Below are 24,733 nucleotides of genomic sequence, written 5' to 3'. Positions count from 1 at the left end.
AACCCCAGGCGAATCACTTCGCCGCGCAGGGGTCCTGTGCCGCGTTCACAATGGACAGACCGTCGCCCGGCTGACCAGCCTTCTGACCCTGCGGCGTGCCCTGCGGGGTACCCCCCTTGGGCGGCTGGACCTTCTCGTCGAAGTTCGCGCCGATCACCAGCTGGATCGCCCCACCCATCTCGGGTGCCTCGACCAGGTCCGCGCTGGGCACCGCCGCCTTGAGCGTCACGGCCTTGTTCTCGTTGCCCTTGGCGTACCTGATGACCGTCCTCGGTGCGTTCGCCGGCGCGTTGTCCCGCCTCGCCACCTTGAAACCCTGCTGCTCCAACGCGTTCGACGTCCTGGCGACGGCGCCGCCGTTCGTCGGGTCCCCGTTGAGCACCTGGATGGTGACCTCCTTGGGGTCGATCACCGTGCCTGGCTGCTGGGCGGGAGGGTTGGCGTCACCGGGCTTCGGCTCGACCTTCTCCTGCGGCAACGGCGTTCCGTCGATGATCGTCTGGAACAGCGACTTGACGTCGTCGTCCTTCAAACGCTCGATGTTGTCGTCGTTCGACTTCGTCGGGCCCTCGTCGGTCCAGTGCGGCATCGTCACGAACGAGACGCGGCCGGCGTCGAGGCTCTGCAAGGAGTTCGCGAGCTCCAGCAGCTGCGCGACACCGATGTTGTCGCCGACCGTGGACTTCGTCAGCGCGTTGATGAAGTTGTTGAGCTTGGTCGGGCTCAGCAGGACCTCGTTCGACAGCGCCTGACGCAGCATCGCCGACAGGAATCCCTGCTGGCGCTTGATGCGGTCGAAGTCCGTGCCGCTGTCACCCTTGGCCTGGACCTTGCGGGCGCGGACGTACTGCAGCGCCTGGTCGCCCTTGAGCGTGTGCTTGCCGGCCTTGTCGAGGACGACACCGAGCTCGTCGTCGATGATCGGCGTGGGAGAGCAGATCTCCACGCCGCCGATCGCCGTCGACATCTCGCGGAAGCCGATGAAGTCGATGCTGACGAAGTGGTTGATCTTGAGGCCGGACAGCTGGGTCATCAGGTTGGCGACGCACTCGGGTCCACCGTCGTTGTAGACGGAGTTCGCCATGACCGCCTGCGCCGGCGCCAGCGGGCCCGCGTACTGCCCGTTGTCCGGGTTGTACGTGCGGCACGCGGGACGGTCGACGCGCACGTCGCGCGGCAGCGAGACGATGACCATGCGCTTCCGGTCGGCGGGGATGTGCGCGAGCATGATCACGTCCGACCGCGCGCCACCCTCCTGCGCCTGAGTTCCGACGTTGTCGCTGGCCTTCGCGCCCGCCCTGGTGTCAGAGCCGACCAGCAGGAAGTTCTCGTCGCCGAGCTGCTTCTCCGCCTGCTGCACCGCCTGCGAGTTGCCGCCGAGCGCGTCGATCTTCTGGATCTTGGAGTCGGCCCACTGCATCGCACCCCAGCCGATGCCCGTCGACGCGAACACCACGGCCGCGGCGGCGATCGCCCCGATCCTGGCGGTGCGCATCAGCTTGCGCTGCTGGGGCGTGCGGCCGGTGGGGCGCCGCTCGCCGTCTTCCTCACCGAGTACGACGGGCTCCGCGAACTGCGTGGCCTCGTCGACCAGGTCGTCCTCGTCGCCGTCCTTGACCCACGGCATGAGCTTGGCGCGCCGCTCCTTGCGCTGGCGCTCCTGCTCGAGCAGCTCGTCGTGCACCGCGGAGAACCGCGCGAGGGTGTGGTCGACCTCGCGACGCTTCTTCACGTCGTCGCCGATGGCCTCCATCTCGGTGGTGAGGCACAACGGGTCCATGTCTTCGCGCTTCTCGACCTTGGCCACACCCGCCGCCGGAGCGATCTGGGTTGCCTCGGGACCGGGCGCGTCGGCCTGGGGCTCGTCCACGGGCTCGGACGCGCCGAGCCGGTTGGTGAGTCCGCCGGGAACGGGCCGGGGACCGCTGGACTCCGCCCTCGGGGGCATCGGCCGGGGACCGCTCGACTCCGCACGCGACGGCATCGGCTGCCTGCCCGGCACGTCCCCGTTCGGGGGCATGGGGCGGCGGCCGGTGTTCTCCGGTGCCTCGCCGGGGACGGGAGGACGCGGAATGCCGGTGGAGGACGGTGCCTCGCCCGCCAGGAGGCGGCGAGGGGCAGGACCGTCCGGCGCCGCACCCGGGACAGGCGGGCGCGGGATGCCGCTGGAGCCGGCGTCTCCCGGTGCCTGCGGGCGCTTCGGACCGGCGGGCTCACCGGGGACCGGTGGGCGCGGGATGCCGTTGGACGACGGGACGTCGCCGGGAGGCATGCGCCGCGGTGCGCCGTTGACCTCGGGTCCCGGCCTGCGGATCGTGCCGGCGGGCATGCCGTTCGCCTCGGGCACACCGGGCGCGGGACGCCGGGGGATGCCGTTCGACGAGGGCGCGTCGCCGGGAGGCATGCGCCTCGGGTCGCCGGGAGCCGGCGGCCTGGGCATGCCGTTGGAGGTGGCGTCGGGTGCCGGCGGGCGCTTCAGGCCGTTGGGCTCGCCCGGTGCCGGTGGGCGCGGGATGCCGTTGGACGACGGGACGTCGCCGGGGGCGGGCCTGCGCTGCGGGGCACCGTTGGGCGGCATCTCGCCGGGCACGGGGCGCCGGACGGGACCGCTCGGCGTCTCGCCGGGGACAGGACGGCGTTGCATGCCCGTCGCGTCCGGCCTCGGACGTGGGGGCTGCTCGACGCGGTAGGCGCCGCTCTGCTCCGGGTTCTGGGCAGGCCTCGGCCGCGGACCGGTCTGCTCACCGGGAGCGGGACGCGGGCGTGCCGGGGGCTGCTGAACACCGTTCGGCTCGGGCGGGGCGTCCGCCCTGCGCCGCCTGCCGGTCGGTTCGCCGGTGAAGTTCTGCGGGGCCGCCTGTTCAGGCCGCGGGCGCGTACCCGTCTGCTCACCAGGCCGGTGAGCCGCGGGTGGCTGCTGCCGCGGAGCCTGAGGTGGCTGCTGCTGGTGGACCGGCGGATCAGGCAGAGCACGCCTGCCCGTGGCCGCGGGTGGTTCCGGCAGGGCGCGCCTGCCTGTAGTGGAAGCGTCGGGCGAGCCTGGCGGGACGGGTCGGGGGATGTTCGTCCTGCTGTGCTGCTCGATGAGGTCCGAGACGCTCAGGCCCCCAGAGCCTTCCATCGAGCGACGTCTACGGCCGGTCGGCTGGTCGTGCTGGGGATCCTGATCACCACGGGAAGAGGGGCCGCCACGTCGGGGGTCGTCGGGCACCCAATCTCCCTTCTGGGTCAGAAGCAAAAGCGGTTCGTCATTACGAAGTGACGACGACCGGGACACAAGGGTTGCATCACCGGCGTGTCAGTTGCGCCCGCGATACTACGGATGTAGGCGACTTCTGACGACCACTCCGGGTGATACAGCTGCGGTCTGTACGCAATTACGAGCAGTCCGCATGCCCTGAACGGGTGAGCCAGGTCACTCAGTAGTAACCGAGAACACGTGTCTCAGTGATCGCACGCCTGCCAGCGGCAGCACCTGCGAGGCGAACCCGTCCATCGGCACGGTACGCCACCGCGTTGCGTCCCGACTGCTTAGCTGTGTACAGGAGGCTGTCGGCGCGCAGCAACTGCTGCTCGGCACCGACCGGTGGCCGCTGCGGAGCCTCGTCCGCGGGCGGCTCGTACGCGAGGCCCGCGCTGACCGTCACACGCAGCCCTGGCGCGATCTCCTGCCACGGGTGACGCTCGACACGTTCCCTGGCCGCCTCGGCGATCTCCACGGCGCTGGAGGCGTCCACGCGGGGCAGCACGAGCACGAACTCCTCGCCGCCGTAGCGGGCGCAGAAGGCACCCTCCGGCAGGCCCTGCTGCAGCAGCTCGACCACGCGCTGCAGCACCCGGTCGCCCAGGAGATGGCCGAAGGTGTCGTTGACCTGCTTGAACCAGTCGAGGTCGATCAGTGCGATGGCGAGACCGTGCCGGCACGCTCCGTGCTCGGTCAGCAGGTCCATCAGCCGTTGGTCGAGGTAACGGCGGTTGTAGGAGTCGGTGAGGCTGTCGCGCAGGCTCTGCTCGCGGGCCTCGGCGTGCTCCCGGCGCAACAGCTCGACCTCGCGGCGCAGCTGTTCCGGGACGTGCGGCTCCTCGCCCTGGTCCGCGAGGACGAGGTCGAGCGCGGAACGCAGGTGCTGGTACGCCTGGCGCCACTGGCCGCGGGAGGCGAGCAACGTCGCGATGGACTCGTGCAGCCCCACAAGGCCAGGACCCTGCTTGTCGACTGGGGCGTCGGCCTGCTGGGTCTCTGCGGTTTCGGGTCGCAGCGCGGTCATCGCGGTCACCTCCTTACCTGCCAGGTGTCGTCCCCCAGGGGGCGACGCTTGAGCCGGAAGGACACGAGCGGGGAGGATTTCCCCCGTCCGGTTGACCGTCAGCTGCTCCGATCCAGTGAGCTTGGAAGATCAACAACCCGTTCAGCCACCGAGGCAGGGCGCGAACCCGTACACCTCGTCGTCCAGGAGCACGACGTGCATCGAGCCGATCTGGCTGCCGATGGCCTGATCCTGCTGGCGCAGCGTGATCGTGACGGCGACGACGTAGACGTCGCCCCGCGGATGGGCCTTCTCACCAGGGGGAGCCCAGTCGGCGTCCATGCGCAGCGTCCCCCACGTCGGCTCGACCTTGATGGTCGCGCCGCGCAGGTCGCACGCTTTCTGCCGGAAGTCGGGATGTTGCGTGTCCTTCAGCAGTTTCGCCTGCTGGGACGCGCCCTCGTCCCCCGCCTTGTTGACGCGGGTGTAGTAGTCCTTGAACTTGGCGCGGTCGTCGTCGCTCAGCCGGACCGGCATCGCCGTGCCCGCGACAGGACCGCCACAGCCCGCGAGCAGCGCGAGCGAGGCCAGGAGGACCGCGACCCGTTCAGCCACCGGAATGCATCACGTCCGCACCGGAGGGCACCGTGGCGTCCTCCGGGTCGTCCAGCCAGCCCTCCGGCAGCACGACCTTCGCCGACGAGCCCTGCCTGCCGCGCGGCCCCTCCGCGTTCTCGGGGAACGGCACGGTCTTGTCCAGGGTGCCGATCAGGTCGTCCAGCTCCTGCAGGCTCGACACCATGGCGAACGCGCGCCGCGTGTCACCGCCCACCGGGAAGCCGTGCCAGTACCAGGCCATGTGTTTGCGCAGGTCGCGCAGCCCCTTGTGCTCACCGTCGTGGGCCGCGAGCAGCGCGGCGTGACGGCGCAGGACCTCGGCGACCTCACCGAGGCTCGGACCCTCGGGGATCGGCTCACCGCGGAACGCCGCCTGCAGGTCGCGGAACAGCCACGGCCTGCCGAGACAGCCACGTCCGACGACCACGCCGTCGCACCCGGTCTGAGCGACCATGTCGAGTGCGTCCTGAGCACTGAAGATGTCACCGTTGCCGAGCACCGGAATGCTCGTCACGGCCTCTTTGAGCCGCGCGATGGCGGTCCAGTCGGCCTTGCCGGAGTACCGCTGCGACGCCGTGCGCGCGTGCAGTGCCACGGCCTGTGCGCCCTCATCTGCCGCGATACGTCCGGCGTCGAGGTACGTCAGGTGGTCGTCGTCGATGCCGATGCGGAACTTGACGGTGACCGGCATGTCGCCGGCGTTGCGCACCGCGGCCCGCACGATCTGCCGGAACAGTTCGCGCTTGTACGGCAGCGCGGCGCCACCGCCCTTGCGCGTCACCTTGGGCACCGGGCAGCCGAAGTTCATGTCCATGTGGTCGGCGAGGTTCTCGTCCACGATCATCTTCGTGGCCTCGCCGACGTTCTTGGGATCCACGCCGTAGAGCTGCATCGACCGGGGGCTCTCGCCCTCGTCGAACGTGATCATGTGCATGGTCATCGCGTCACGCTCGACCAACGCCCGCGCAGTGATCATCTCGCAGACGTAGAGGCCGGCTCCGTACTGACGGCACAGCTGCCGGAACGCCACGTTGGTGATGCCGGCCATGGGGGCCAGCACAACGGGCGGGTCGACGGCGAACGGGCCGATCTTCAGCGTGGAGGGAACGGACACGCCCTTCAGGTTACGGCACTGACCTGCCGTGATCTTCACCGAGAGTGACCGCGATGGCGTCCAGGACGGCCATCTGCCTGCGACATTCGTCACCCGGGCCGTTGGACCAGTAGTGCTCCTGCCCGCACGTCCACTGCGGTTCGTCGTCGCGGTCCTCGCTGAAATCCCAGGCGAGTGCGAGGAGACCCGCCTTCCACGCCGCCCCGGCCTCCGGCGTCGGGCAGCCGTTCACGGTGGGCCTCGCCTCGCCCCCGCAGGTCGGGCACCACTCCCGCACCGGTTCGGCCAGCGCCGCGCGGAGCAGGTCGCGGGTCTCCTCGTCGAACGCCACCAGCCGGATCTCGTCGATGATCGCCAGGGAGCGGACCGCGATCGCGGCGGTCTTCGCCGCTCGTTCGGCTGGGAAGCCGTAGACGTCGGTCGAGATCGCGGGGAACGCGATGCTCCCGGCTTCGAGCTCCTCCGCGAGCCGCAGCGAGTTGAGGTAGCAGTTCGTGAGCACCAGGTCCTCGCCCTGCTCACCGCCCTCCCAGACCGGCCCCACCGCGTGGATCACGTGCTTGACCGGCGCGAGCCCGAACGCGGGCGTGGCGACGGCCTTGTCCGGTTCGCACGGCGCCACCGCCGAGCAACGACTCGTTGGCCGCCGTGACGATGACGTCAACTTCTTGTTGCGTGATGTCGCCGAGCACCACTTCGATCGTCCCCGTGCTGACCAGCGTGGCAGCAGATTCGTTGCGACATCGGGGTCTTCACCGAACGCGAACAACCCCGGTGCCCCGATCGGGTGTCGGGGTCGTCTGCCAACATGCAGTCGGAGGTGGCCTAGCTCATGGGGGCGGTTGCACTGATCAGGTCCGGGTTCGAGCGGCTCTTCGTCGACGGTCCGGTGGGCGCGTCGACAGGTGGCGGCGAACAGCAGGTCATCGCTGTCGAGCACGTGGGTGAGCTGGCCCTGCCGACGGGCAGACTCGTGGCGGCGGACCCGTTCGTCGTGTGGCCGGAGGACGCGGAGGCGTTCACGGACACCGTCGAGCCGGGCAGCTACCCGGTGTCCGTCTCGCTGGTCTCCTACATCGACGGCGACGGCCAGCCAGACGAGCGGCAGGGTTATCGCGTCGCGGCGGCCAGGGTGATGATCAGCGATGAGCCCGCGTACTCGTGGCGCCCCGCGGTCGTGCCGGGCGAGCACGTGCCGATGCTGCCGGTGATGCCGGAGTTCGGGTACGACGTGAAGTCGAGCACCGGCGCGTTCTTCGACCTCGCCGCCGCCTCGGCGGTGGACCGCATGGTCAGCGACGACGAGCTGGGCAACTGCGACCTGATCGACGCGCTCGGCGCGGTCGGCGGCGGCCGTGGTCCGGCCAACGTGACGGACGCCCGGTCCGGGTTGAACGTGGTGGCGTTCTCGACGGGCTGGGGTGACGGCGTCTACCCGACGTGGGTCGGCCGCAACACCGCGGGCGACCCCGTCGCGTTCGTGACTGACTTCTTCGTCGTCAACAAGGTCTAGAAGTCGACGTTCACGCACGCCAGTCGTGGCCCGGCGGTGCCTGCCTCGCCGGGCGAGGTGTGCGTGTGTTCGTTGTGCAGCACCACGGACCGCGCGTGCCGTTCGGTGAACTGCCAGTCCACAGTGGATTCCGTGTGGGCGAACCCGTTGGCGTCGGTGTGAACGTCGAGCCAGATCTCGTTGCGGGAGTTGGCATAGGCCGGGTCGACGGACGGCTGCACGGGGTCGGCGACGTTCTGGAAGTGCGGCCCGGAGTCAGCAGGAGCCGCACCGCACTTCTTCACGTGGACGTGCGCGCCGTACGCCCGATTCGGCAGCAATCCTTTGAGCACCAACAACACCGACGTCCCTCCGCTGACCGCCGGCACCCCGACGACGGTGACACGTGCACCGTTCGGCACCTTGGCGTCGTACGTGACGGCCTTCGCCGTGGCGCTGTAGCTCTCGAACTTGGCGGACGTGTGGGCGACCTTCGCGGGATCGGCGTGCGCGGCCGGGGTGAACAAGAGCGCGGCGGCGGCCGCGACTGCGAGCGTCTTCATGGATCACCTGCTTAGTGCCAACGGCCCAGCTCCGCCATTTCTGGTGTTTCAACGGGTGAATCGGCGGGTAGGCGGGTTTGGTGAGCGAAGCCGAGGAGTCCGACCAGCGCAGACTGGCGCGCAACCTCAACGAGCTGCTCCAGGAGCTCCGCGTGGCCCAGGCCGGCGTGCAGATCCTGTTCGGTTTCCTGCTGTCCATCGCCTTCACCGACAAGTACGCCTCCGTGAGCGGCTACATCCGCGTCACCCACCTCGTCACGGTGCTGTGCGCGGCGGCGGCCGTCGCCTTCCTCACCGCGCCCGCCGCGTGGCACCGCGTGCTGTTCCGCCAGGGCCGCCGCGAGGAGGTGGTCCGCTCCGGCAACACGTTCGCCCTGGCAGGCCTGGCCTTCCTGGCCCTGGCCATGACCGGCACCGTCCTGTTGCTCGCCGAGGTGGTCCTCGGCGGCTGGCCCGCGATTCTCGTCGGCGTGCTGGCGTTCATCGTGTTCGCGGGCCTCTGGTTCGCGCTGCCGTTCGCCTCATCCGAGCGTGCTGAGGACGGCGAGCGCGCCTAGCCCCAGCGCCACAGGCACAGCCGTCAGCACGTTCTTCCGCGTAGGCCGCGGCTGCTCGCGCAACACCTGAATCCCCAACGGCACCAACGCAACGCACAGCCCGGTCGTACCGATGACCGACACCACCTCGGTCCCCTTCAACACCCCGAGCGGCAGCAACCCCATGGCCGCCAACGCCACCGCACGGATCTTGCCGAGCACCCCGCCGCGGTGAGCCCCGAACGCCAGCACGTACCAGCCGAACATGATCGTGAAGGACAGGAAGCTGAACAGGTGCAGCTCGCCGTACCCGCGCGCCACCAGCTCCGTCGCCTGCTCGACGCCCAGGTGCCTCGTGGCGTTGAAGGCCGCCTGGTCGACCCCGGCGTGAAACGTCCTCGCGAACAGCCCGACCGTCACCAAGATTCCGCCCCAAGCCGCCCACCGGGGACTTCGGACTCCGATCCGCTGCGCCAGGCACGCCACCGCCGCCCACATCACGACGTGGCCTGCCAGAAACGCGGTGTAGGCCGCCCGCATCAACCCCGGATGCTCGGCCACCGCCCGCAGCTGGTCGGGGAAGAAGAAGTTGAACGGCGACCGCAAGAGCGTGCCCACCAACAACAACACGGGCCCGGCGATCAGAGCCGCGCCACCAACCCATCCGTTCGGAAACTTCATGGTCGTCGACGCTGTCACCGTTGGCGCGGCTTGTGATCGGCCCGCGGTCCGAGTTCGGTCTCAGACCGTGGTCCGATGGTCCCCCAGCACGTCGGTGAAGATCTCGTGCGCCAGTTCCTCGCTGTTCACGCTGTTGGTCAGCACGACCACCGCGGTTCCGGTCTCCGGCACGACGCGGAGGAATGCCTTCTGCCCCTTCGAGACCCCGGTGTGCCCGACGACGCCGTCGCCGAAGAGCATCCACCCGAGTCCCCAGCCGACGGCACCGATGCCGAGGTCCGGAACGGCCTCGACCTGGCTCTCCCGCAACACCGCGAGCTTCGGGTCGTCGAGGTGCAGCCGCACGAACTCCAGCAGTTCACGCGCGCTCATCGCTAAATGCGACCCGCTGGGCGCTGTGCCGTAGGCGACCGCCCAGTTGCCGACCGGCAAGCCGTCCTCGCCGTGCCTGACCGCGACCCGGTGCAGGATCGCCTCGTCCGCGTCGGTGGCGACGGCCCGCAACCCGAGCGGCTCGACCAGCCGTTCGCGCAGCACGTCGTGGAACGGCTTGCCGCTCAGCACCTCCACCAGCCTGCCGAGCACCACGAACCCGCTGTTGGAGTACGAGAAGACCGTGCCGGGCGGATGGGGATGCTCCGCCGCCGCGATCGCGTCGGTGTACTTCTCGAGCGCGTCGGCGTTGCGTCCGGTGTCGAAGAAGTGGTTGCTCTCGATCCCGCCCGTGTGCGTGAGGAGATGACGTGCGGTGAGGGTGGCCGGGAACCCCGGGAGGTGATGGCGGACCGGACGATCGAGCTCCCACTGCCCTTCGTCCACCAGCCGCTGCACCAGAGTCGCCGTCCAGATCTTGGTGATCGACCCGATCTTGAACAGGGCGTCGCTCGTGACCTCGACCTGCGTGTTCGTGCTCAACACGCCCGCGGCCTCGTCCTGTATCTCCCCGCCGGCCAGCACGGCCACCTGGGCGCCCGGCACCCCGTGTTCGGCGATCCGCTCGCCCAGACTCCACCCCATCCGAAAAACCTACGGGCCGGCATGTCGATTCGCGGTCGGGCGGTTCGACGTACAGGTAGACGGACGAGAAACCGGGTGAGACCGGGGCGGCGATGAGGAACACTCGGGGTGTACCGATGAGTTCCTACAGCGTTGCAGGTCTCCTCCGGTGTCGCGAAGAACCTGATGCCAGCAACCTAGTGAGGGCCTGACATGCCTGCTGCGATCCAAGACCGACCGACCGCACAAGCGGGCAAAACCCCTCTGGTGGTGCGCCTGCTGGTGCTGGCGACGTTCGTCGTGATCCTCAACGAGACGCTGATGATCAACGCGATCCCGCGCCTCATGGAGTCGATGAACGTCACCGAACAGGCCGCGCAATGGGTCTCGACCGCGTTCATGCTCACCATGGCCGCCGTGATTCCCGTCACCGGCTGGTTCCTGCAGCGCGTCACCACCCGCCAGGGCTACACGATCGCGATGGGCGTCTTCCTGGCCGGAACCGCCCTCTGCGCCGTAGCGCCGACGTTCACGATCCTGCTGCTCGGCCGCATCGTGCAGGCCGCGGGCACCGCCGTGATGATGCCGCTGCTCATGACCACGCTGATGACCGTCGTCCCGGAACAGGACCGCGGCCGCGTGATGGGCAACGTGACCCTGGCGATCTCGGTCGCTCCGGCCCTCGGCCCGGCCATCTCGGGCCTGATCCTGCAGTTCGGCTCGTGGCGCCTGCTGTTCGTCGCTGTACTCCCGATCGCCGGCGCCGTGACGTACTTCGGCCTCCGACACCTCCGCAACATCGGTGAGCCCCAGGTCAGCACCCTCGACTGGGCGAGCGCCGCCATGGCGACCCTCGGCTTCGGCGGCCTGGTCTACGGCCTGAGCCTCTTCGGCGAGGGCGAGTCGAACCTCGGCCCGAGCATCGGCATCGTCGTCGCGGGCGCCGCCACCATCGCGTTCTTCGTGCTCCGCCAGCTCAAGCTGCAGCGCACCGGCGCCCCGCTGATGGACCTCCGCACCCTCACGCACCGCACGTTCGCACTGTCGCTGGCCCTGATGTGCATCGCGTTCCTGGCGATGATGGGCTCGATGATCCTGCTGCCGCTCTACCTGCAGAACCTGCGAGGCCTCACCCCGTTGCAGACGGGCCTGCTCCTCATGCCGGGCGGCCTGGCCATGGGCCTGCTGGGCCCGACCGTGGGACGCCTCTACGACCGCCTGGGCAGCCGCCCGCTGGTCCTCCCGGGCTCGATCGGCATCGTGGCGTCACTCGCGGGCTTCACGCAGGTCTCGATGACCATGCCGTACTGGCAGGTCCTTGCCCTGCACGCACTGCTGATGATCAGCCTCGCGGCGACGTTCACCCCGATCTTCACCCTCGGTATGGGCGCCCTCCCGCCGAACATGTACCCGCACGGCAGCTCGATCCTCGGCACCCTCCAGCAGGTAGCGGCAGCCCTGGGCACCGCCCTGGTCGTGACAGTGATGTCCGCCCGAGCCGGCCACCTCGTCGCCGAAGGCGCCACCGCGGCCTCAGCACAGCTGAGCGGCATGAAGGTGGCCTTCGTGATCGCCACCGTCCTGGCCGCGGCAACGATCGTGGTGGCGGCCCTGCTGCCGAGCCGCACCACGACGTCCGGCGAAGTGATGGCTCACTGAGCACTTGGACGTCGTCGAGCAGGAGATCACCGGTGCCGTGCAGGGCGTGCTGGTGCGCCCTCGTGCAGGAAGCCGTGCGGGAGTGCTTGTCCTGCACGGCTCCTACGGCCCCGGCACGCTCGACCGCTGCCGGCTCCTCGCCCGCTCCGGCCTGACGGCGTTGGGACTTCGCTGGTACGGCGGCGAGGGCCAGCCACCAGGAATCTGTGAAGTCCCGCTGGAGACGTTCAGCCGAGGCCTCGACCTCCTCCAGACCGAAGGCGCCGAAAGGCTGTCCGCGCTGGGCCTGTCCAAGGGCGCAGAAGCGGCACTGTGGCTGTCCGTCCTGGACCAGCGCACCGCCGCCGTGGTGGCCCTGTCCCCACCTTCGGTGACCTGGGCGAACCTGGGCGCGGGAACAGACGGCCACAGCCACCCGTGGCGCTCGTCGTGGACCTGGCAGGGCGAACCGCTCCCGTTCGTGCCACGCGACGAGACCTGGAAGCCCGCACCACGTGAGGACGGCCTCGTACCCCTACGAGCCTGGTACGAACGCAGCCGCGAGCTCTACCCCGACCACTACGAGGCCGCAGCCATCCCCACCGCCGATGCCGACCTCGTCCTGGTAGCCGGCGGAGACGACCAGACCTGGCCCTCCCTGCCCGCCGCGAGAACACTGCGAGACCGCAGGCTCGCCGCCGGACTCACCACCGTCCTGGTCGAACGGCCCGCCGCAGGCCACCGCCCCCGCCTGCCGGGGGAGAAACCCGCAAGCCCGTCGACGTACCTCTGCTACGGCGGCACCGACGCCGACGACGCCGCCCTGGGCGCAGCCGCCTGGCCACACGCCCTGCACGGCACCTGAACGCGGATGGGGCCCCGGACATGTCCAGTCCAGGGCCCCGTTTGGCCGCCCATTTGCGCACACCAGCGACGTTTAAGAGTCGGATCAGTCCTTAGGTCGCCGCGCTCTTCCGTTGAGCTACGGCCGCATGAACAGAGCGGCCAGCAGGATTCGAACCTGCACCTCGGCGAGTCTTGTCCGGTCTCGATTGATCTGGCGTTCGGCGGTAATGCTGATTCTGGAGCGAGAGTCTGAGCTTGATCCCGGCTGCCTCTACCGATTGGGCTACCCCGGCACGATGGTGCCGGGAGCAGGATTCGAACCTGCACTGTGACCGAGTGGTTCAGGCTGACGTTTCAGTTTCAGCTTTCACGCTCCCAATGGGAGCGCACCCCCGCGCTCCAGCGGGGGAGTCTGTGGACGCTACCGGAACAGGTAGTCGAAGACGACCTCACCGACGCGCTGGTCGGTGATCTCCATGTTGTTGGCTTCCTCGCGGGCGAACTTCACCGCGTGCTGAAGCTTCTCCACCCGGTCGACGAGCTCGTTGACCCGCCGGGCAGGCAGCGCACCGGAGAACTTCACCGTGGTCCAGTACCCCACCGGAATGTCCTCGTAGTACACCTCGACCTGCGCCGGGTGCTTCTCCGTCGCCTCAGCCTTGACGTGGTTGCGCGGCACCTTCTTGGTACGAATCGTCCGCACCTGCTCGGTGCGCCAGTAGTCGGCGGACTCGTCGAAGTTCCAGTCCTCGGCCGCGTCCAGCAACGGCAGCTTCTTCACGAAGGTGTGCAGGTCGGTCAGCTGCTTCTCGAGGAACAGCAAGTACGACACAGGCACGTCGCGCAGCAACGTCTGCCCATCGACCACCACATCGGCCTTGGCGACGCAGTTGGCCCAGTCCTTGGTCGCAGTGACGTCGAAGAGCCGAGTCATCACGCCGGCGGTCTTCCGCAGCACGTCCTCGGCCTTGATCTGCACGCGAGTGGACTCCGGCGGCAACACCTCGCCGTCCTCGTCCTTCGGCTGGTACGTCCGGGAGATACCGGCCAGCAGCGCGGGCTTCTGCAGCCCGTGGTGCGCGTCGGTGAGGTCCCGAAGCGTGCCCCCTTTGACACTCTTCTCCACCGCGATGATCTGGTTCAGCTTCGTCATGCCGCACCCCCCTTTGGTCTCGCGGCACCCTACTTGCCGGAAAGCCGTGCCTGCACGCGATTTCGGCTCGTTGCACCGGGTGGCTGCCGCGCCAGCGCCGTGGGTCGCCAGGGACTCGACCTCTGAACCCGAGACTTCCGGAAGTCGATCGGCGTTCTTCGGTGATCTTCACCGACAGTGCTTGCTACCTGCGCGGATGCGGTCTTGATCTAAGCACTGTGGACAGTCGCTTCTCGACGTTTATCGACGTTTTACGAGACTAAAGCGCATCATGATCTTGGTCCTTCTGGACCGTCCACACCCTGCCGTCATCCCGACCAGGGTCATCGATCGCTTTCGGCTCAAGACTGAGATTGCGTATGACTGACGACTGCAGCGGCTATGAGCGCTACGAGGTTGTCGGTCCAGCAGTCCGACTCCTTGGTGGCGACCTCGGCACCGCAGCCTGCACAGACGAGGTTGGGGCCGTCCTGGCCGTGAAGTCCGCAGCAACCGGCGCGTCGGCTGAGGTCGGGATGCAAAGCAGTGCCTGGCACGTCGTCAGGATGCAGGATGAACAGCGTGGCGTTGTAGTTAATCGCGTACGTGCCCTGCGCCACCCGCGGCTCTGCGATGCGATAGTCGGACAGGTGATCTCCAGCCGGGAATGCCTCTGACTCCAGGAGATCGCCGGTGAGAGGGTGCTCGCAGCTCGCGCAGACATAGAGGGTCACCGGGACATTGTGCGGAATCACGACCTCAGTTTGAGCGAGACCGCTCAAACTGGCCGACCAAGCCCGTGAAGTTGGCTGGAACAGCGACCGGGTCAGCGAACACCCCGCTGCGTGCTGCCGTTCAACACTCGCCCACCGGCGCCTTGCTCGCGCCGTCAGGCGTCGGCCTGGTGCTCGCTGGGCGTTTACGGTGCTTCGTCCCGGACCTTCGTTCGGTGGCAAGGCGGCGCAGCCGCCGCGGCAGTCGAGCGCCGTGCCCAGCACCCTGCGGTGACCCTGCTGGCGCTCGTAGGGAGCTGCTGGACGACTTAGCTCCACGGGGTGAACTCGCTGGCTGAGGTGAGGCCGGAGTTGCGGCGCGCTGCGCCGCCCGGCCGGCCGGCGCAGCGAAGCGGATGCCGGGAGTGCCGGGATGGATGTTGTTCGCCGGAAGGCCCGGACGCGCCGCCAGCGGCGACGCCTTGATGACGCAGGACGTCTACTTCGCTCGCAAGGTGGTGGACAAGCGAGCCGCTGATGCTCTTGAGAGCGCGTTCGGCACCCCGAAACGAGACGCTGAAGAGGGCGAAGAGGACCAGGCCCAGGACGGTCCGCCTGATGCCGCAGCTTGAGAGTCAGAGGAGCAAAGCGTGCCAAAGGTGTGCCAGCGATCTTGAAATGCGAAACCCCCAGGTCTGTGACCCGGGGGTTTGGTGGGCCGCCAGGGACTCGAACCCTGAACCCGAAGAGTAAGAGCCTTCGCTTGGCGTTGTTCGCCGATCTTCCTCGACAGTGCTCACTACCTGCGCTGATGCCGTCTTGATCTGAGCACTGTGGACAGTCGCTTCGCGACGTTTATCGACGTTTTACGAGACTAAAGCGCATCATGATCTTGATCCTTCGGGCCTGCTCCAGGCCTCTCCAGCATCCCGGCCCGACCGCCTGTTTCAGTCTGCTGGCTGGCGTGAGCATGCGCCCGGTACTCGTCCACAAGGCGGAAGAACAGGACGAGCGGATCTTCCGTGCCGGCATTCTCGGTGATGGCCTGAGCCCACCCACATGACATCCCCCAGTCGAAACGCGCGTGAAGCCACTCGCTGAACGGACCGCCGGGGTTCAGGTGGAACGACTCGTTGATGCCATGAACTTCGAGCGCGACGCCGTAACCCAAGAAGATGGTTTCCAGTTCGCGAAGCTGGCGTCCACGGACCCACATGCTCGGCCTCAGCCGAACCTGATCGAGGATGCTCCAGACGTCCGCACACTCGGCCAGCGACACGTCGCTTGCGGTCATGGGCCGGATTCTACGGAGCGCTGGCACCGTTGATCGGTGGCAAGGCGGCGCAGCCGTCGCGGCAGTCGAGCGCCAGGACCACAAGTCCGCGGTGACCCTGACGGCGCTCGTAGGGAGGTGCTGGCCGGCATAGCGCTGTGGATGACGTCGTCGGTTGGGGTAAGGCCGGAGGACGGCGCGCAGCGCCGCCCGGCCGACCGGCGGAGCGAAGCGGATGCCGGGAGTGCCGGGACGGAAGGTGTTCGCCGCACGCGCGGAGCGCGCCGCCAGCGGCGGCCTTGATCCTGTAGAGCCAAATTCGGCAAGCTTTATGATGTAGAGGCGCCGTGCTACAGCTATGCGGCGACTGGAACCAGGTCGCGAACAAAGTCGCGGATGTCATTTTGGTGGAGGGAAAGGCCAGCAGCGGCATCGCGGATGCTCACCTTTCCTGTCGGGCCAAACATCACTTTTCGAAGCAGTTGAGACGTCTCAGGGATGATGCCCCCTGGCTCCGACGATCGGTATCCTTGATCCGACAAAGTCATGCAGGTATTTCGATATTGCCAGTCCGAGAGAAGGTGTAGCTCATGTAGGCGGTGCGTCATTGCCATTGCTGACACTTTCCAGTATGAACGAGCAGCAAGGATGCGGGCCATGCTGGCGCTTCTCATGGATTGAGTCAGAACTGCGCTGCGGGGCATCAGGAAGCTGGCTGCGAAGCGATTGGCCTCAGATTCCCGTTCCTTCGACGTGCTCAATTCCATGTCTTGCTCGCTGTGTAGTGCCAGGTGCGCGAGCTCATGCGCGAGGTCAAAGCGTTGGCGTTCCGCTGACTTGGAAGTGTTCAGAAAGACGTAAGGCGTGCTGTCTCGAATGAAGCAGAACGCGTCTACATCAACGAAAGAGTGCTGGATGGCGGCAACTCGAACTCCATTAGATTCGAGTAGATGAACCATGTTGGTGATGGGGCGGTCACCTAGATTCCATCGGCGCCGGACGAATTCGGCGGCAAGCTCGGGAGAAAACTTGTCAAGCGATGGAATACTGGATTTGGGAAGCTTGAACTTCTGTTCGATCACTGAGAAGAACTCGACAGCAAGGCTGGCGCTGGCCAGTACGGCATCACGTCGTGTCGAAGTTGTCCTACTCAGCTTGCGGAAGCTGGCAGCCTCAACCGGAACAGGCTCAACCGACTCGCGTTCGAAGAACTCAGGCGGAACCGCCAGAGTATTGGCGAGTTTGAAGAGGATCTCGTCGCTAGGGGTCTTGCCGTTCTCGTAGCTGGTCAGGGAGCGAAGCGACACGCCACTTTCGCTGGCCAGCCTTGTGAGGGTCCACGCGAGTCGTTGGCGCGCGACCTTAAGGCGAGATGGATTGAACATGTGTGGGGTGAGTTGTGTTGCGGTCAGTGAGGCTCGACAGTGACGTTGTAGGGACCGGTGCCGTCGTCCGGGTCATCGAAGATCGACAGGTCTCCGTCAAGATCCAGGAACCCGATGATGATCCGGTCGTCCCACTCTGTCACAACTCCGCTGGAGGTCATCTTGGCGGGGCGGGACAGCTCAAGGTTGAGACCGCGCTCTGTGCGCTCATGGACTAGCAACCACAGCGGTGCCGCCTCGGCTGCGGCGACCAGGTTCGGATCTTGTGGAGTTGCAGGCACCTCGAACAGCGCCTCCATGAGTTCCGCCCGCGGTCCGGCCAGCGAATCGCGTGTCGCTTGGCCCTTGCGTCGAGTACGGGGCTGCTGGCGCCGGTCGGCATTCGCGACGTTGGTGCCTGAGGCGATGGTGAAGGAGTGGACACCCTTCGGGTGGAGCAGGCGTGGCTGCTGCTTCACGTACACCAGCTGCCAGCCGGCGTTGGCGAGTAACAAGTGAAACTGCTCCATCGCATCGTGGTAGACGTCGGTTCCTGGGGTTGAACGCAGTGCCATCGACGTGCGGTTAGCCGCACGCGAGAGTCCGGGACGTAGCGCGGTGTGGACGATGTCAGTGGACAGGCCGAAGGCGCGCAGACGACGTTCGCCGTCTGGAGGCGTTGCAGAGGTGGGAACCGAGCGCGTCATGGCAACCTCCTAGGAGCAGGTTGCGCGAAACGCTACCACGATCGTGGTTGGTTTTCGCGCAACCACGCACCTTGAGGGCGGCGTGCGGGCTCCGTGGTGCCAGCGAGGAGGAGCAGGGGCCAGCGTGCGCAAGCAAGCTCCCCAGCTGCTGAGAGGCTAATCAGGCCGCAGCACTTCGGTGGATGAAGCAACGATTGAACTGTTGGTAGCCCTAAAAGGCTTGGTTGCCCCGGAGGCGCTCTCTCAGTTCGGCAATACGCCGTGCGTCAAGTGTTGAAACACTCAGGCTTTGCAATGAATTATCATCTAGGTGTTCAAGAGAAGATCTTGCAACCAGCCATTCTGTGCCCAGAGTGTCGGCAACAAGGTTCGCACCATTCCGAGTGACTCCGCAGATGTTAACCAGCTTAGAGGCTGTTTCGGATGCGACCCCTTGCTCGATACATTGCCGTATAAAGGGCGGGATCAGGTCATTCGCATCGCCTAGCATTGCCTTTGACGCCGACCATGTCCACGATGTAGGTAGTGCCAGTCGGCCAAGGTACTCGGACGCGTCTGACGAACGCTTCGATACATTTGTTCCTCGGTACAGACCGTTGTTGCCCTGAACAACAGGGGCTATCTGACCAAGTTCTGTGTAGGAAGCGCCGCGGATCCACCGTGAGAGCAGTTGCACGTCGCTTTGGAACATCTCGTCTGATAGGGGCCAGGGACGTGTTCCATCAACAATTTCGCGAAGTGCCGCTTCGGAGGCCTCTGTACTGGGAAAGCGAACCTTCAGCCAGAGTGAATGTTGTAGGCTTTCAATTGATGACAGACATAACCGAGCGATCTCTATGGCTTGTTCGTCGCTGACCTCAGTTGCGCCTACAAGAGAATCGAATAACGGAGTGTAGGCGTTTCGAACTAGCTGGTCCAATCGCAAGCAGCTAAAGCTGCACAATCCTGCGATTCGAGATCTGCTGCCTAGATCAGTAAGCGCGTACGGGCTGGCAGAGCGCGCCAATCCCTCGTCTTCGAGTTGTCGGAGTGCTCGATCCACCAGAAGACGAACCGACTGGGCTGCTCTAGGGTCGCGCCTGCTGGTCAAAGTTGCGTTCGATAGAGCGAGAGGCTGGTCTTCGAGTTGGTTTCCAGCCTCACCAATCCAAGCGAGAATCTGAGTTTTGAACTCTTCAAACTCGGCGGAGTAGAACTCGGCTGGTGCAGACAGTAGGGCATCTAGTCTGCCATGTACCGCACTCGGCTCTGCGGCACTCCATAGACCGTTTTTAACCCAACTCGCCAAGGTCTTTGCGCTTGTCTCCAAGACAAAGACCATGCCTTCCATCGCTACGCCCGCCCGGCCTGCTCTTCCAACGATGTTCTGGTAAAGATCGCGTTCTAGGCGACGTGTTGCGGAAGGGAAATTCAAATGAGGGATGATTACGACACGGAAGGGCAGGTCTGCGCCCTCGGCCACGGTGGTTGTTGCGGATAGAACGCGAAGGATTCGTCGAGAGCACAGCATTTCAATGTGGCGTAAGACGTGAGAGGGTAGACCAGCGTGATGGTACGCGATTCCTTCTTGGAGTAATTCGGCTAGATGGTGCTCCTCGCCAAGAAGCGTGCGGGTTTCTTCTATTGCGGACTCAAGGAGCTCTCGATCCGGTTCTGAAAGTGACTCGCGCCAGGTCTCTCCTGCGCGAGTATTTGCTTTCAACACCTTGCGAGCAAGACTTTCGGCCAGTGGTCGAGAGGTCATTACCGCAAGAATCGGTGCGTACTCGCTGTCAAACTGCAGGATCAACTTTGCGGCGTCGTCGGAGGCGTTCCTGCGGGAAATATCACCGATCCTGGATTCAAGGTTTCCTACGCGCTGCATGATTCTTCCGGTGGTTTCCCACCTTAGCTCGATTGTCCCTGTTGGCCGCTTGGCGCCCGTGACCGGAGCGTCACCACTAATCCAATCGGCCAACGTGTCGGTACCGTAGGTTGCGGCCGCGAGGCCAAGGATATTTATTGAGGGATAAGACATCCTCAACCTTGTGAGAACCAGCTCGAACCGTTGTCCTCGCCCTTCACGTCCGAGAAGTTGTATCTCGTCAAACACGATAACCTTGGTGCTCGCAAGTAGTTCTCGTGCTTCGTCGCTTCCTGGTCTGGTTGTAGTCGACAGCCTGAGCAGGGCATCAAGGCGTTCAGGTGTGGCGACGGCGACATCCGGTAAGCCGTGCGCGAAATCCTCGGACGTAACTTCGGTGTCAAATGACGAGCCGAGGTCGGCCACCTGGAAACTTAAAGGACGAAGACCAGTTCGAAGTGATCTCTCAACTTGCCTTGAAAGCAGTCTATAGGGGGCGATATAGATAGCCCTGCTTCCCGGATTTCGTACAAGTGTAGCGGCGATGCGAAGTTCGGCTATGAAAGTTTTTCCGCTCGAAGTTGGTAGAGCGACAACTTTGTTGATGTCTTCTGTTATGCCTGCTTGTAGAGCTTGAATTTGCGAAGGAAAGAGTGTGTCCACTCCTCGCTCTGCGAGGTACTGCTGGAGAAGGGGAAGCTGATAGGAAGAATCATGCGCGGATGTATGTGTGATGGTGCTGGCTTCTGAGGACGCATCAATCAGTGACTCTACTGCGTCACTGAAGGCCAAAAGTACCGGATTGTTGCTCGCGATTGCTATTTTTCGGGAGTTTGTAAGACCGCTTCGATCTGCGGCTGAGAATGCGGAGTGCAGCGCAGCAAGAGCAAGTAGGTCGTGCAGATTCTCTGTTGTCCTTGGCAGAGCGGCCTGTGTAGGGCCTCCTCTAGCGAGGCCAAGTGCGCTGGTCATTTTCGCGACTGCGCGATTTGTTTGTCCATCAAGAAGGTCCGCGAGAGAGTCGGTGGCGGCCCGCAAGTATACGCGGTCCTCGTTGAGGCGAGTTGCTATCGACCGCAGGCGAAGTTTTAGTGTTCGCATTCGGGCGAACTGCCCGTCATTAGCAAGAACACGAATGCATAAAAGAAGCACTATCAGGCGGTCCAGGTCTGGTTCAGTTTCCTCGACTTGCGCAATCGAGCAGACGCTATCTACTTGCCACTCGGCGAGTGAGTCAAACCGGATGGTGGTGTTATCCGCGTGCCGGAGGAGTAGCTCCAGGAGCTCCTCTCGGGCACGCAAAGCTTCGTCCGCTAGCTGCATGTTGAGCGCTCGCCCGATGCGTGCTCTACGCAGAGTGTTGCGGGCTGGGGTGTAGCGACCCGGCGCGGTCACGGGCGGCACCTGTCATGAAGTTGCGCAAGGTTAGGTATGACGATTGCGCGGACTGCATGGTTGGCTACAGTTCGCGCTGGCAAGTGTCTTGTCAATTGGTCTACCAGATCCGGCAAGAGTTCGGGGCTGACGGCTGCGACGCCGTGGATTCGAACGTTTTCGTTCTGCACGAACTGATCAATGAAGAAGAATATTCGTGAGCTATTCGGAATGCTCACCTGATCCAGATGGCCTTTTAGGACTCTGAGTTGAGCAGCCAGGTAGGTTGGAGTTAGCTCGACATCCGAAACAGACGCAATGAGGTCTCGTCTTAGTGTGCTGGATGACGCCTGCAGGGTGTGCTTTACGCTGCACACGTACAGCTTTTCGTCTTGGGAGAGAGGCGTGTTGGGGCCGGCGGACGGGTCCAAGCTGGCAGCCATCGCATCGATCCCGGAGTCGCTCTTCTTCCGGCTCATCTTTGGTACGTTGGGCGTGTACAGTGTGTCAACCGGCCAGTTATCGGCCTTGATCAAGGCTGCAATCGCAGCAATCTCGATCGCATCAGATCGGGTAACTAGTGCCAGTGAGTCATTATCGGCGATCAGCAGTTCATCGATAGGGATTCCGAGACGCTTGAGTTCGTCTTCGACCGTGCTGTCGATATCGCCTCTGAGCACTGCAAGGTATGCCTGAGCTAGCAGATCGACTTGGCTGTCATCGAGATGCCACTCGTCAACCGTCCAACCGCTGATGTCTGAAGCTGTATTCGGGATGCATGCATCGGCCAAAGTGTGTATCTCGGCGAATGCGTGGATGATCAACTCTGCTCCAAGGTCCCGACGTACCCTTCTGATCGTCAGAACCTTGTGTGTAGTTACAGCTTTCTCAATCGTGAGACTGGCACTGGTCCATGAGGGTGATGTCGGTGGCTCAGCTGAAGTACGGCTCACTTCGTCTACTAAGCCCATGCTCGATCCGCAATCGGACAGATGGGTGAATATCCAGTCCGAGGAGTCGGGTTGTGTCCACCCACTCGACCTCTTTGGACTCCGCGCTCGTCTTGAGGGAGCCGGCCACTGGTTTGGCTCGAAAACATATGGAGAATTCCTGGCGGATCTCGCCGTCGTCGTAGGCAATAACGTGGTCTGGGTTGGAGTACAGGCCGACTAGGCCGGTCACTTCGATGTCGATACCGGTCTCTTCTTTGACTTCTCGTGCCGCAGCTTGTGCAAGGGTCTCGCCAACCTCTTGCTGCCCACCTGGGATCGCGTACTTGTCATTGTCGGTTCGACGGATCATCAGGATCCGTCCTTCCTGGTCCTGGACGAACGCGCTCACTGCGGGGCGCAAGCTGTTGGCTTTAGGGGCGTTCGGGTCGTGGAAGTAGTCCACGCGGGCCATGTGGCTCCCTCAGAACGTTGCTGGCTTGGACAGGTTCCAGACGTGCTCGAAGCTCTCAGAGTAGGTCTCGAAGAGATCACCCGCAGCGAGCCGCCTAAGGTGCAGCGCCGGAGCGTGTGCGGCCTGGAAGCCGTAGACGTGCGTGTTGACAACCATCTCGTCATCGAAGCGGAAGATCGAGTTGTAGAGCGTGGTCTTGTGGAAGCGCATCTCCACACCGTCCACACCCACCAAGGGTCGATAGAACGCCAGTGCGTTGCGGATGCGAGAGCCGAGTGTGCCCTTGCCGAGCTGCTCTTCGTCGCTGCGCTTGGCAACCTCGCGGCTGGCCGGGTCACCGAAGATCAGCCGGATACGGGCACCGTTCGCGGCTTTGTTGGCGAGGTCGCGCATGAACGTCGGCCGCTCCACCAAGAAGATGCCGGCGTGCACCAGCACTTCCACGTGCCGGGTGGCATTGGTGATGAGGTGGTCCCACAGGTCTGGGGGGATCGAGTTCCGGTGTGGGTAGAGCTTGACCACCTCGGACTCGGTGATCTCTGCCTTCCTCTCCGGGGCGACCGCGTCCGGCCACAGGTACGTCTCGGTCTCCTTGACCATCGAAGCGATGGTGTTGCGGTGGCGCGGGTACGGCGCTCGGCCCTTCGTGATCCAGCGTTCGACGGTCTTCTGGTCGACGCCCGTGGCCTTGGCTACCTGCTCGTATGTGAGTCCGTTGCGCAGCAACGCATCTCGTAGTCGCTCGTTCGCCATGATCGCTCCTCTCGGACGTCCTCGGGGACGTTAGGGACGTCTTACGTTAGTAGGGACGTCTCTAGAAGTCCCGCCATGCGGTGCTCACGTCCCGGTTTTCAGCCGAAAGTCGTAGGTGTCGAGAACTCCAGACAACCGGTCTGGACGACACCTACGACAGGAGAGCCACGATGGCGATCACAGGTGGGAGCAGGCTCCCTGCGGGTCACGACTTCGTGTTTCCCAGGGGCGCGCTCGTGATGGGCGTTGAGCCCGTGCTCAAGTTCCAGTCCGCCGAAGAGCGGTCGAAGGGGCTGCCGCCCGAGCAGGAGAAGGACAAGGAGACTGGTCTCCTCGTGTGGTCTGTGCTCGTCATCGACCAGGCTGCGGAGCGCAAGACGGACGCGGTCGTCACGGTCAAGATCTCCGCGCCTCACCAGCCGGTGCCACCGGAGGCAATCCCCGGCACGGACGTCCGGCCGGTCGTGTTCGAGGGGCTGACGGTCACGCCGTGGATCGATGACAAGGGCTGCCGTGGGGTGCACGCGGGTGAGCGTCACCGCTGCCGCGCGAAGCTCGGCTACAGCCTGCGGGCCTCCGGCATGAAGCCGGTCGTCGGCAAGCCAGCTGCCAAGGCGGCGTGATGCCTGACCTGGTGCGCGTTCACCTCACCGACGGCGTGCCGATGCGGCCGCTCGCGATGCCGTTCGCCGACCGGATCGAGATCCGCTTCGGCAACGCCTTCCCCGCCGTGCTCGTGGTTGATCGGGATGTGGTCCCGCAGCTGCGGGATGTCCTCGACCAGGGGTGGCGCGCTCTCCAGGCTTCGGCCGCTCGGCAGGAGGGGCGTCATGCCCTGGCGGAGGAGGCTTCCGATGCCCGCGACTGAGGCCAAACACTGGGGCCTCGCTGAACAGGTCCGGACGCTGAGCGAGGCGCACGACGTGCTGAGCAAGCTCCTGCCCAACCCCAAGGCCGCTCCCGCCGTTCTGCGGGACTACTACCTCCGCTCCGCTGCGATCTACGCGCGAGTCGCTGAGAGCGACCGCAGCCACCACCACGAGGCCATGTATTGGGCGAACCGTGAGCGCGAGAAGGGGGAGGCGATCAAGGTCACGAAGACGGCGAAGAAGTAGAAGAAGTCCTTATTGGACAGAGCGCGTGACTCTGCTGGGTCACGTGGCGATGCCGCACGTCTTGTTGCGGTGCAAAGAGAACGTGAGACGCAGGAGCGGAACCCGGCTACCAACCTCGCCGCTCCTGCGTTGTCCACCCAACTCAGGAGTGAACAAGATGAGCGTAGAGCCTGGGCGCATTCCTGCGCCAGACAGGGCCACAAAGCAACTGCTGTGGGATCGGATGATCTCCAGCAAGCAGACCGTCTCCAGTTACGTCGTAATGCTCGACGGCGGCAGTCTGGAGACGTTGGAACTCACGGCCGCGCAGGCTGAGGGCTTCGA

The 24,733-nt window shown here is 65.1% G+C and carries 25 protein-coding genes; 8 read left to right on the top strand and 17 right to left on the bottom strand.

Annotated features, from left to right (window positions below):
- Positions 1-13 precede the first annotated feature (13 nt).
- The 5 genes from ACSHWB_RS12010 to ACSHWB_RS11990 form a co-directional block, all read right to left on the bottom strand.
- Positions 14-3,121, bottom strand: a complete 3,108-nt coding sequence (locus ACSHWB_RS12010) for an LCP family glycopolymer transferase (protein WP_439662112.1) — start codon at positions 3,119-3,121, stop codon at positions 14-16.
- A 298-nt stretch (positions 3,122-3,419) separates the two neighbouring features.
- Complete coding sequence (locus ACSHWB_RS12005) at positions 3,420-4,268, bottom strand: GGDEF domain-containing protein (protein ID WP_439662111.1); 849 nt, start codon at positions 4,266-4,268, stop codon at positions 3,420-3,422.
- A 141-nt stretch (positions 4,269-4,409) separates the two neighbouring features.
- Positions 4,410-4,862, bottom strand: a complete 453-nt coding sequence (locus ACSHWB_RS12000; RefSeq protein WP_439662110.1) for a hypothetical protein — start codon at positions 4,860-4,862, stop codon at positions 4,410-4,412.
- On the bottom strand, positions 4,855-5,979 hold the full coding sequence (gene dusB / locus ACSHWB_RS11995) for a tRNA dihydrouridine synthase DusB (protein WP_439662109.1): 1,125 nt from the start codon (positions 5,977-5,979) through the stop codon (positions 4,855-4,857). The genes ACSHWB_RS12000 and dusB overlap by 8 nt, the downstream gene beginning before the upstream one ends.
- Positions 5,980-5,989: 10 nt before the next feature.
- Positions 5,990-6,601 carry a macro domain-containing protein gene (locus ACSHWB_RS11990; protein ID WP_439662108.1) on the bottom strand — a complete coding sequence of 204 codons (612 nt, stop codon included), beginning with the start codon at positions 6,599-6,601 and terminating at the stop codon, positions 5,990-5,992.
- A 210-nt stretch (positions 6,602-6,811) separates the two neighbouring features.
- Between ACSHWB_RS11990 and ACSHWB_RS11985 the strand changes: the two genes are divergently transcribed.
- On the top strand, positions 6,812-7,492 hold the full coding sequence (locus tag ACSHWB_RS11985; protein WP_439662107.1) for a DUF4241 domain-containing protein: 681 nt from the start codon (positions 6,812-6,814) through the stop codon (positions 7,490-7,492).
- On the opposite strand, the gene ACSHWB_RS11980 is transcribed toward ACSHWB_RS11985, so the two are convergent.
- Positions 7,489-8,034, bottom strand: coding sequence for a superoxide dismutase (locus ACSHWB_RS11980; RefSeq protein ID WP_439662106.1), 546 nt, complete (start codon positions 8,032-8,034; stop codon positions 7,489-7,491). The genes ACSHWB_RS11985 and ACSHWB_RS11980 overlap by 4 nt on opposite strands.
- 80 nt (positions 8,035-8,114) lie before the next feature.
- On the opposite strand from ACSHWB_RS11980, the gene ACSHWB_RS11975 reads away from it, so the two are divergent.
- Positions 8,115-8,591: a DUF6328 family protein gene (locus tag ACSHWB_RS11975; RefSeq protein WP_439662105.1), complete on the top strand. Its 477-nt coding sequence runs from the start codon at positions 8,115-8,117 to the stop codon at positions 8,589-8,591.
- Here ACSHWB_RS11975 and ACSHWB_RS11970 read toward each other — a convergent pair.
- On the bottom strand, positions 8,556-9,251 hold the full coding sequence (locus ACSHWB_RS11970; RefSeq protein WP_439662104.1) for a hypothetical protein: 696 nt from the start codon (positions 9,249-9,251) through the stop codon (positions 8,556-8,558). The two genes, ACSHWB_RS11975 and ACSHWB_RS11970, sit on opposite strands and share 36 nt — an antisense overlap.
- A 60-nt stretch (positions 9,252-9,311) precedes the next feature.
- Complete coding sequence (locus tag ACSHWB_RS11965; RefSeq protein WP_439662103.1) at positions 9,312-10,268, bottom strand: serine hydrolase domain-containing protein; 957 nt, start codon at positions 10,266-10,268, stop codon at positions 9,312-9,314.
- Between the two features lie 246 nt (positions 10,269-10,514).
- Here ACSHWB_RS11965 and ACSHWB_RS11960 point away from each other — a divergent pair, with 246 nt between their 5' ends.
- Positions 10,515-11,906: an MDR family MFS transporter gene (locus tag ACSHWB_RS11960; protein WP_439662102.1), complete on the top strand. Its 1,392-nt coding sequence runs from the start codon at positions 10,515-10,517 to the stop codon at positions 11,904-11,906.
- 4 nt (positions 11,907-11,910) lie between these two features.
- The gene (locus tag ACSHWB_RS11955; RefSeq protein WP_439662101.1) at positions 11,911-12,750 is read left to right on the top strand and encodes an acyl-CoA thioester hydrolase/BAAT C-terminal domain-containing protein; all 840 of its coding nucleotides are present in this window, start codon (positions 11,911-11,913) and stop codon (positions 12,748-12,750) included.
- A gap of 402 nt (positions 12,751-13,152) precedes the next feature.
- Here ACSHWB_RS11955 and ACSHWB_RS11950 read toward each other — a convergent pair whose 3' ends face one another.
- Together ACSHWB_RS11950 and ACSHWB_RS11945 are read right to left on the bottom strand one after the other, a co-directional pair.
- The gene (locus ACSHWB_RS11950) at positions 13,153-13,884 is read right to left on the bottom strand and encodes a DUF7873 family protein (RefSeq protein ID WP_093595949.1); all 732 of its coding nucleotides are present in this window, start codon (positions 13,882-13,884) and stop codon (positions 13,153-13,155) included.
- A gap of 341 nt (positions 13,885-14,225) precedes the next feature.
- A complete protein-coding gene (locus ACSHWB_RS11945) occupies positions 14,226-14,597 on the bottom strand; it encodes a hypothetical protein (RefSeq protein ID WP_439662100.1) in 372 nt (123 codons plus the stop codon).
- A gap of 416 nt (positions 14,598-15,013) precedes the next feature.
- On the opposite strand from ACSHWB_RS11945, the gene ACSHWB_RS11940 reads away from it, so the two are divergent.
- The gene (locus ACSHWB_RS11940; protein ID WP_439662099.1) at positions 15,014-15,208 is read left to right on the top strand and encodes a hypothetical protein; all 195 of its coding nucleotides are present in this window, start codon (positions 15,014-15,016) and stop codon (positions 15,206-15,208) included.
- Positions 15,209-15,450: 242 nt separating this feature from the next.
- Here the strand turns inward: ACSHWB_RS11940 and ACSHWB_RS11935 are convergent, their stop codons facing one another.
- The 7 genes from ACSHWB_RS11935 to ACSHWB_RS11905 all read right to left on the bottom strand — a co-directional run bounded on the left by ACSHWB_RS11935 (position 15,451) and on the right by ACSHWB_RS11905 (position 23,294).
- Entirely contained in the window at positions 15,451-15,870 is a 420-nt protein-coding gene (locus ACSHWB_RS11935) for a hypothetical protein (protein WP_439662098.1), read from the bottom strand.
- A 335-nt stretch (positions 15,871-16,205) separates the two neighbouring features.
- Entirely contained in the window at positions 16,206-17,234 is a 1,029-nt protein-coding gene (locus tag ACSHWB_RS11930; protein WP_439662097.1) for an ImmA/IrrE family metallo-endopeptidase, read from the bottom strand.
- A gap of 23 nt (positions 17,235-17,257) precedes the next feature.
- Complete coding sequence (locus ACSHWB_RS11925) at positions 17,258-17,920, bottom strand: hypothetical protein (protein ID WP_439662096.1); 663 nt, start codon at positions 17,918-17,920, stop codon at positions 17,258-17,260.
- Positions 17,921-18,131: 211 nt separating this feature from the next.
- Positions 18,132-21,086, bottom strand: a complete 2,955-nt coding sequence (locus tag ACSHWB_RS11920) for a DEAD/DEAH box helicase (protein ID WP_439662095.1) — start codon at positions 21,084-21,086, stop codon at positions 18,132-18,134.
- A 68-nt stretch (positions 21,087-21,154) separates the two neighbouring features.
- Positions 21,155-21,961, bottom strand: coding sequence for a hypothetical protein (locus ACSHWB_RS11915; protein ID WP_439662094.1), 807 nt, complete (start codon positions 21,959-21,961; stop codon positions 21,155-21,157).
- A 109-nt stretch (positions 21,962-22,070) separates the two neighbouring features.
- Positions 22,071-22,541 (bottom strand): NUDIX hydrolase, encoded by a 471-nt coding sequence (locus tag ACSHWB_RS11910; protein WP_439662093.1) that lies wholly within the window; start codon positions 22,539-22,541, stop codon positions 22,071-22,073.
- 9 nt (positions 22,542-22,550) lie between these two features.
- Positions 22,551-23,294 carry a DUF5919 domain-containing protein gene (locus tag ACSHWB_RS11905; RefSeq protein WP_330271191.1) on the bottom strand — a complete coding sequence of 248 codons (744 nt, stop codon included), beginning with the start codon at positions 23,292-23,294 and terminating at the stop codon, positions 22,551-22,553.
- Between the two features lie 170 nt (positions 23,295-23,464).
- Here ACSHWB_RS11905 and ACSHWB_RS11900 point away from each other — a divergent pair, with 170 nt between their 5' ends.
- The 3 genes from ACSHWB_RS11900 to ACSHWB_RS11890 are packed head-to-tail and all read left to right on the top strand — an operon-like array spanning position 23,465 to position 24,409.
- A complete protein-coding gene (locus ACSHWB_RS11900; RefSeq protein ID WP_439662092.1) occupies positions 23,465-23,917 on the top strand; it encodes a hypothetical protein in 453 nt (150 codons plus the stop codon).
- Positions 23,917-24,162 (top strand): hypothetical protein, encoded by a 246-nt coding sequence (locus ACSHWB_RS11895; protein WP_143091657.1) that lies wholly within the window; start codon positions 23,917-23,919, stop codon positions 24,160-24,162. The genes ACSHWB_RS11900 and ACSHWB_RS11895 overlap by 1 nt, the downstream gene beginning before the upstream one ends.
- Positions 24,149-24,409 carry an AMED_5909 family protein gene (locus tag ACSHWB_RS11890; protein WP_439662091.1) on the top strand — a complete coding sequence of 87 codons (261 nt, stop codon included), beginning with the start codon at positions 24,149-24,151 and terminating at the stop codon, positions 24,407-24,409. Before ACSHWB_RS11895 ends, ACSHWB_RS11890 begins: the two co-directional genes overlap by 14 nt.
- The last annotated feature ends 324 nt before the right edge of the window (positions 24,410-24,733 follow it).

The sequence above is a fragment of the Lentzea sp. HUAS TT2 genome (genome assembly GCF_051853195.1).
Lineage (GTDB): Bacteria > Actinomycetota > Actinomycetes > Mycobacteriales > Pseudonocardiaceae > Lentzea.
This window is presented reverse-complemented; position numbering and strand designations above follow the sequence as displayed.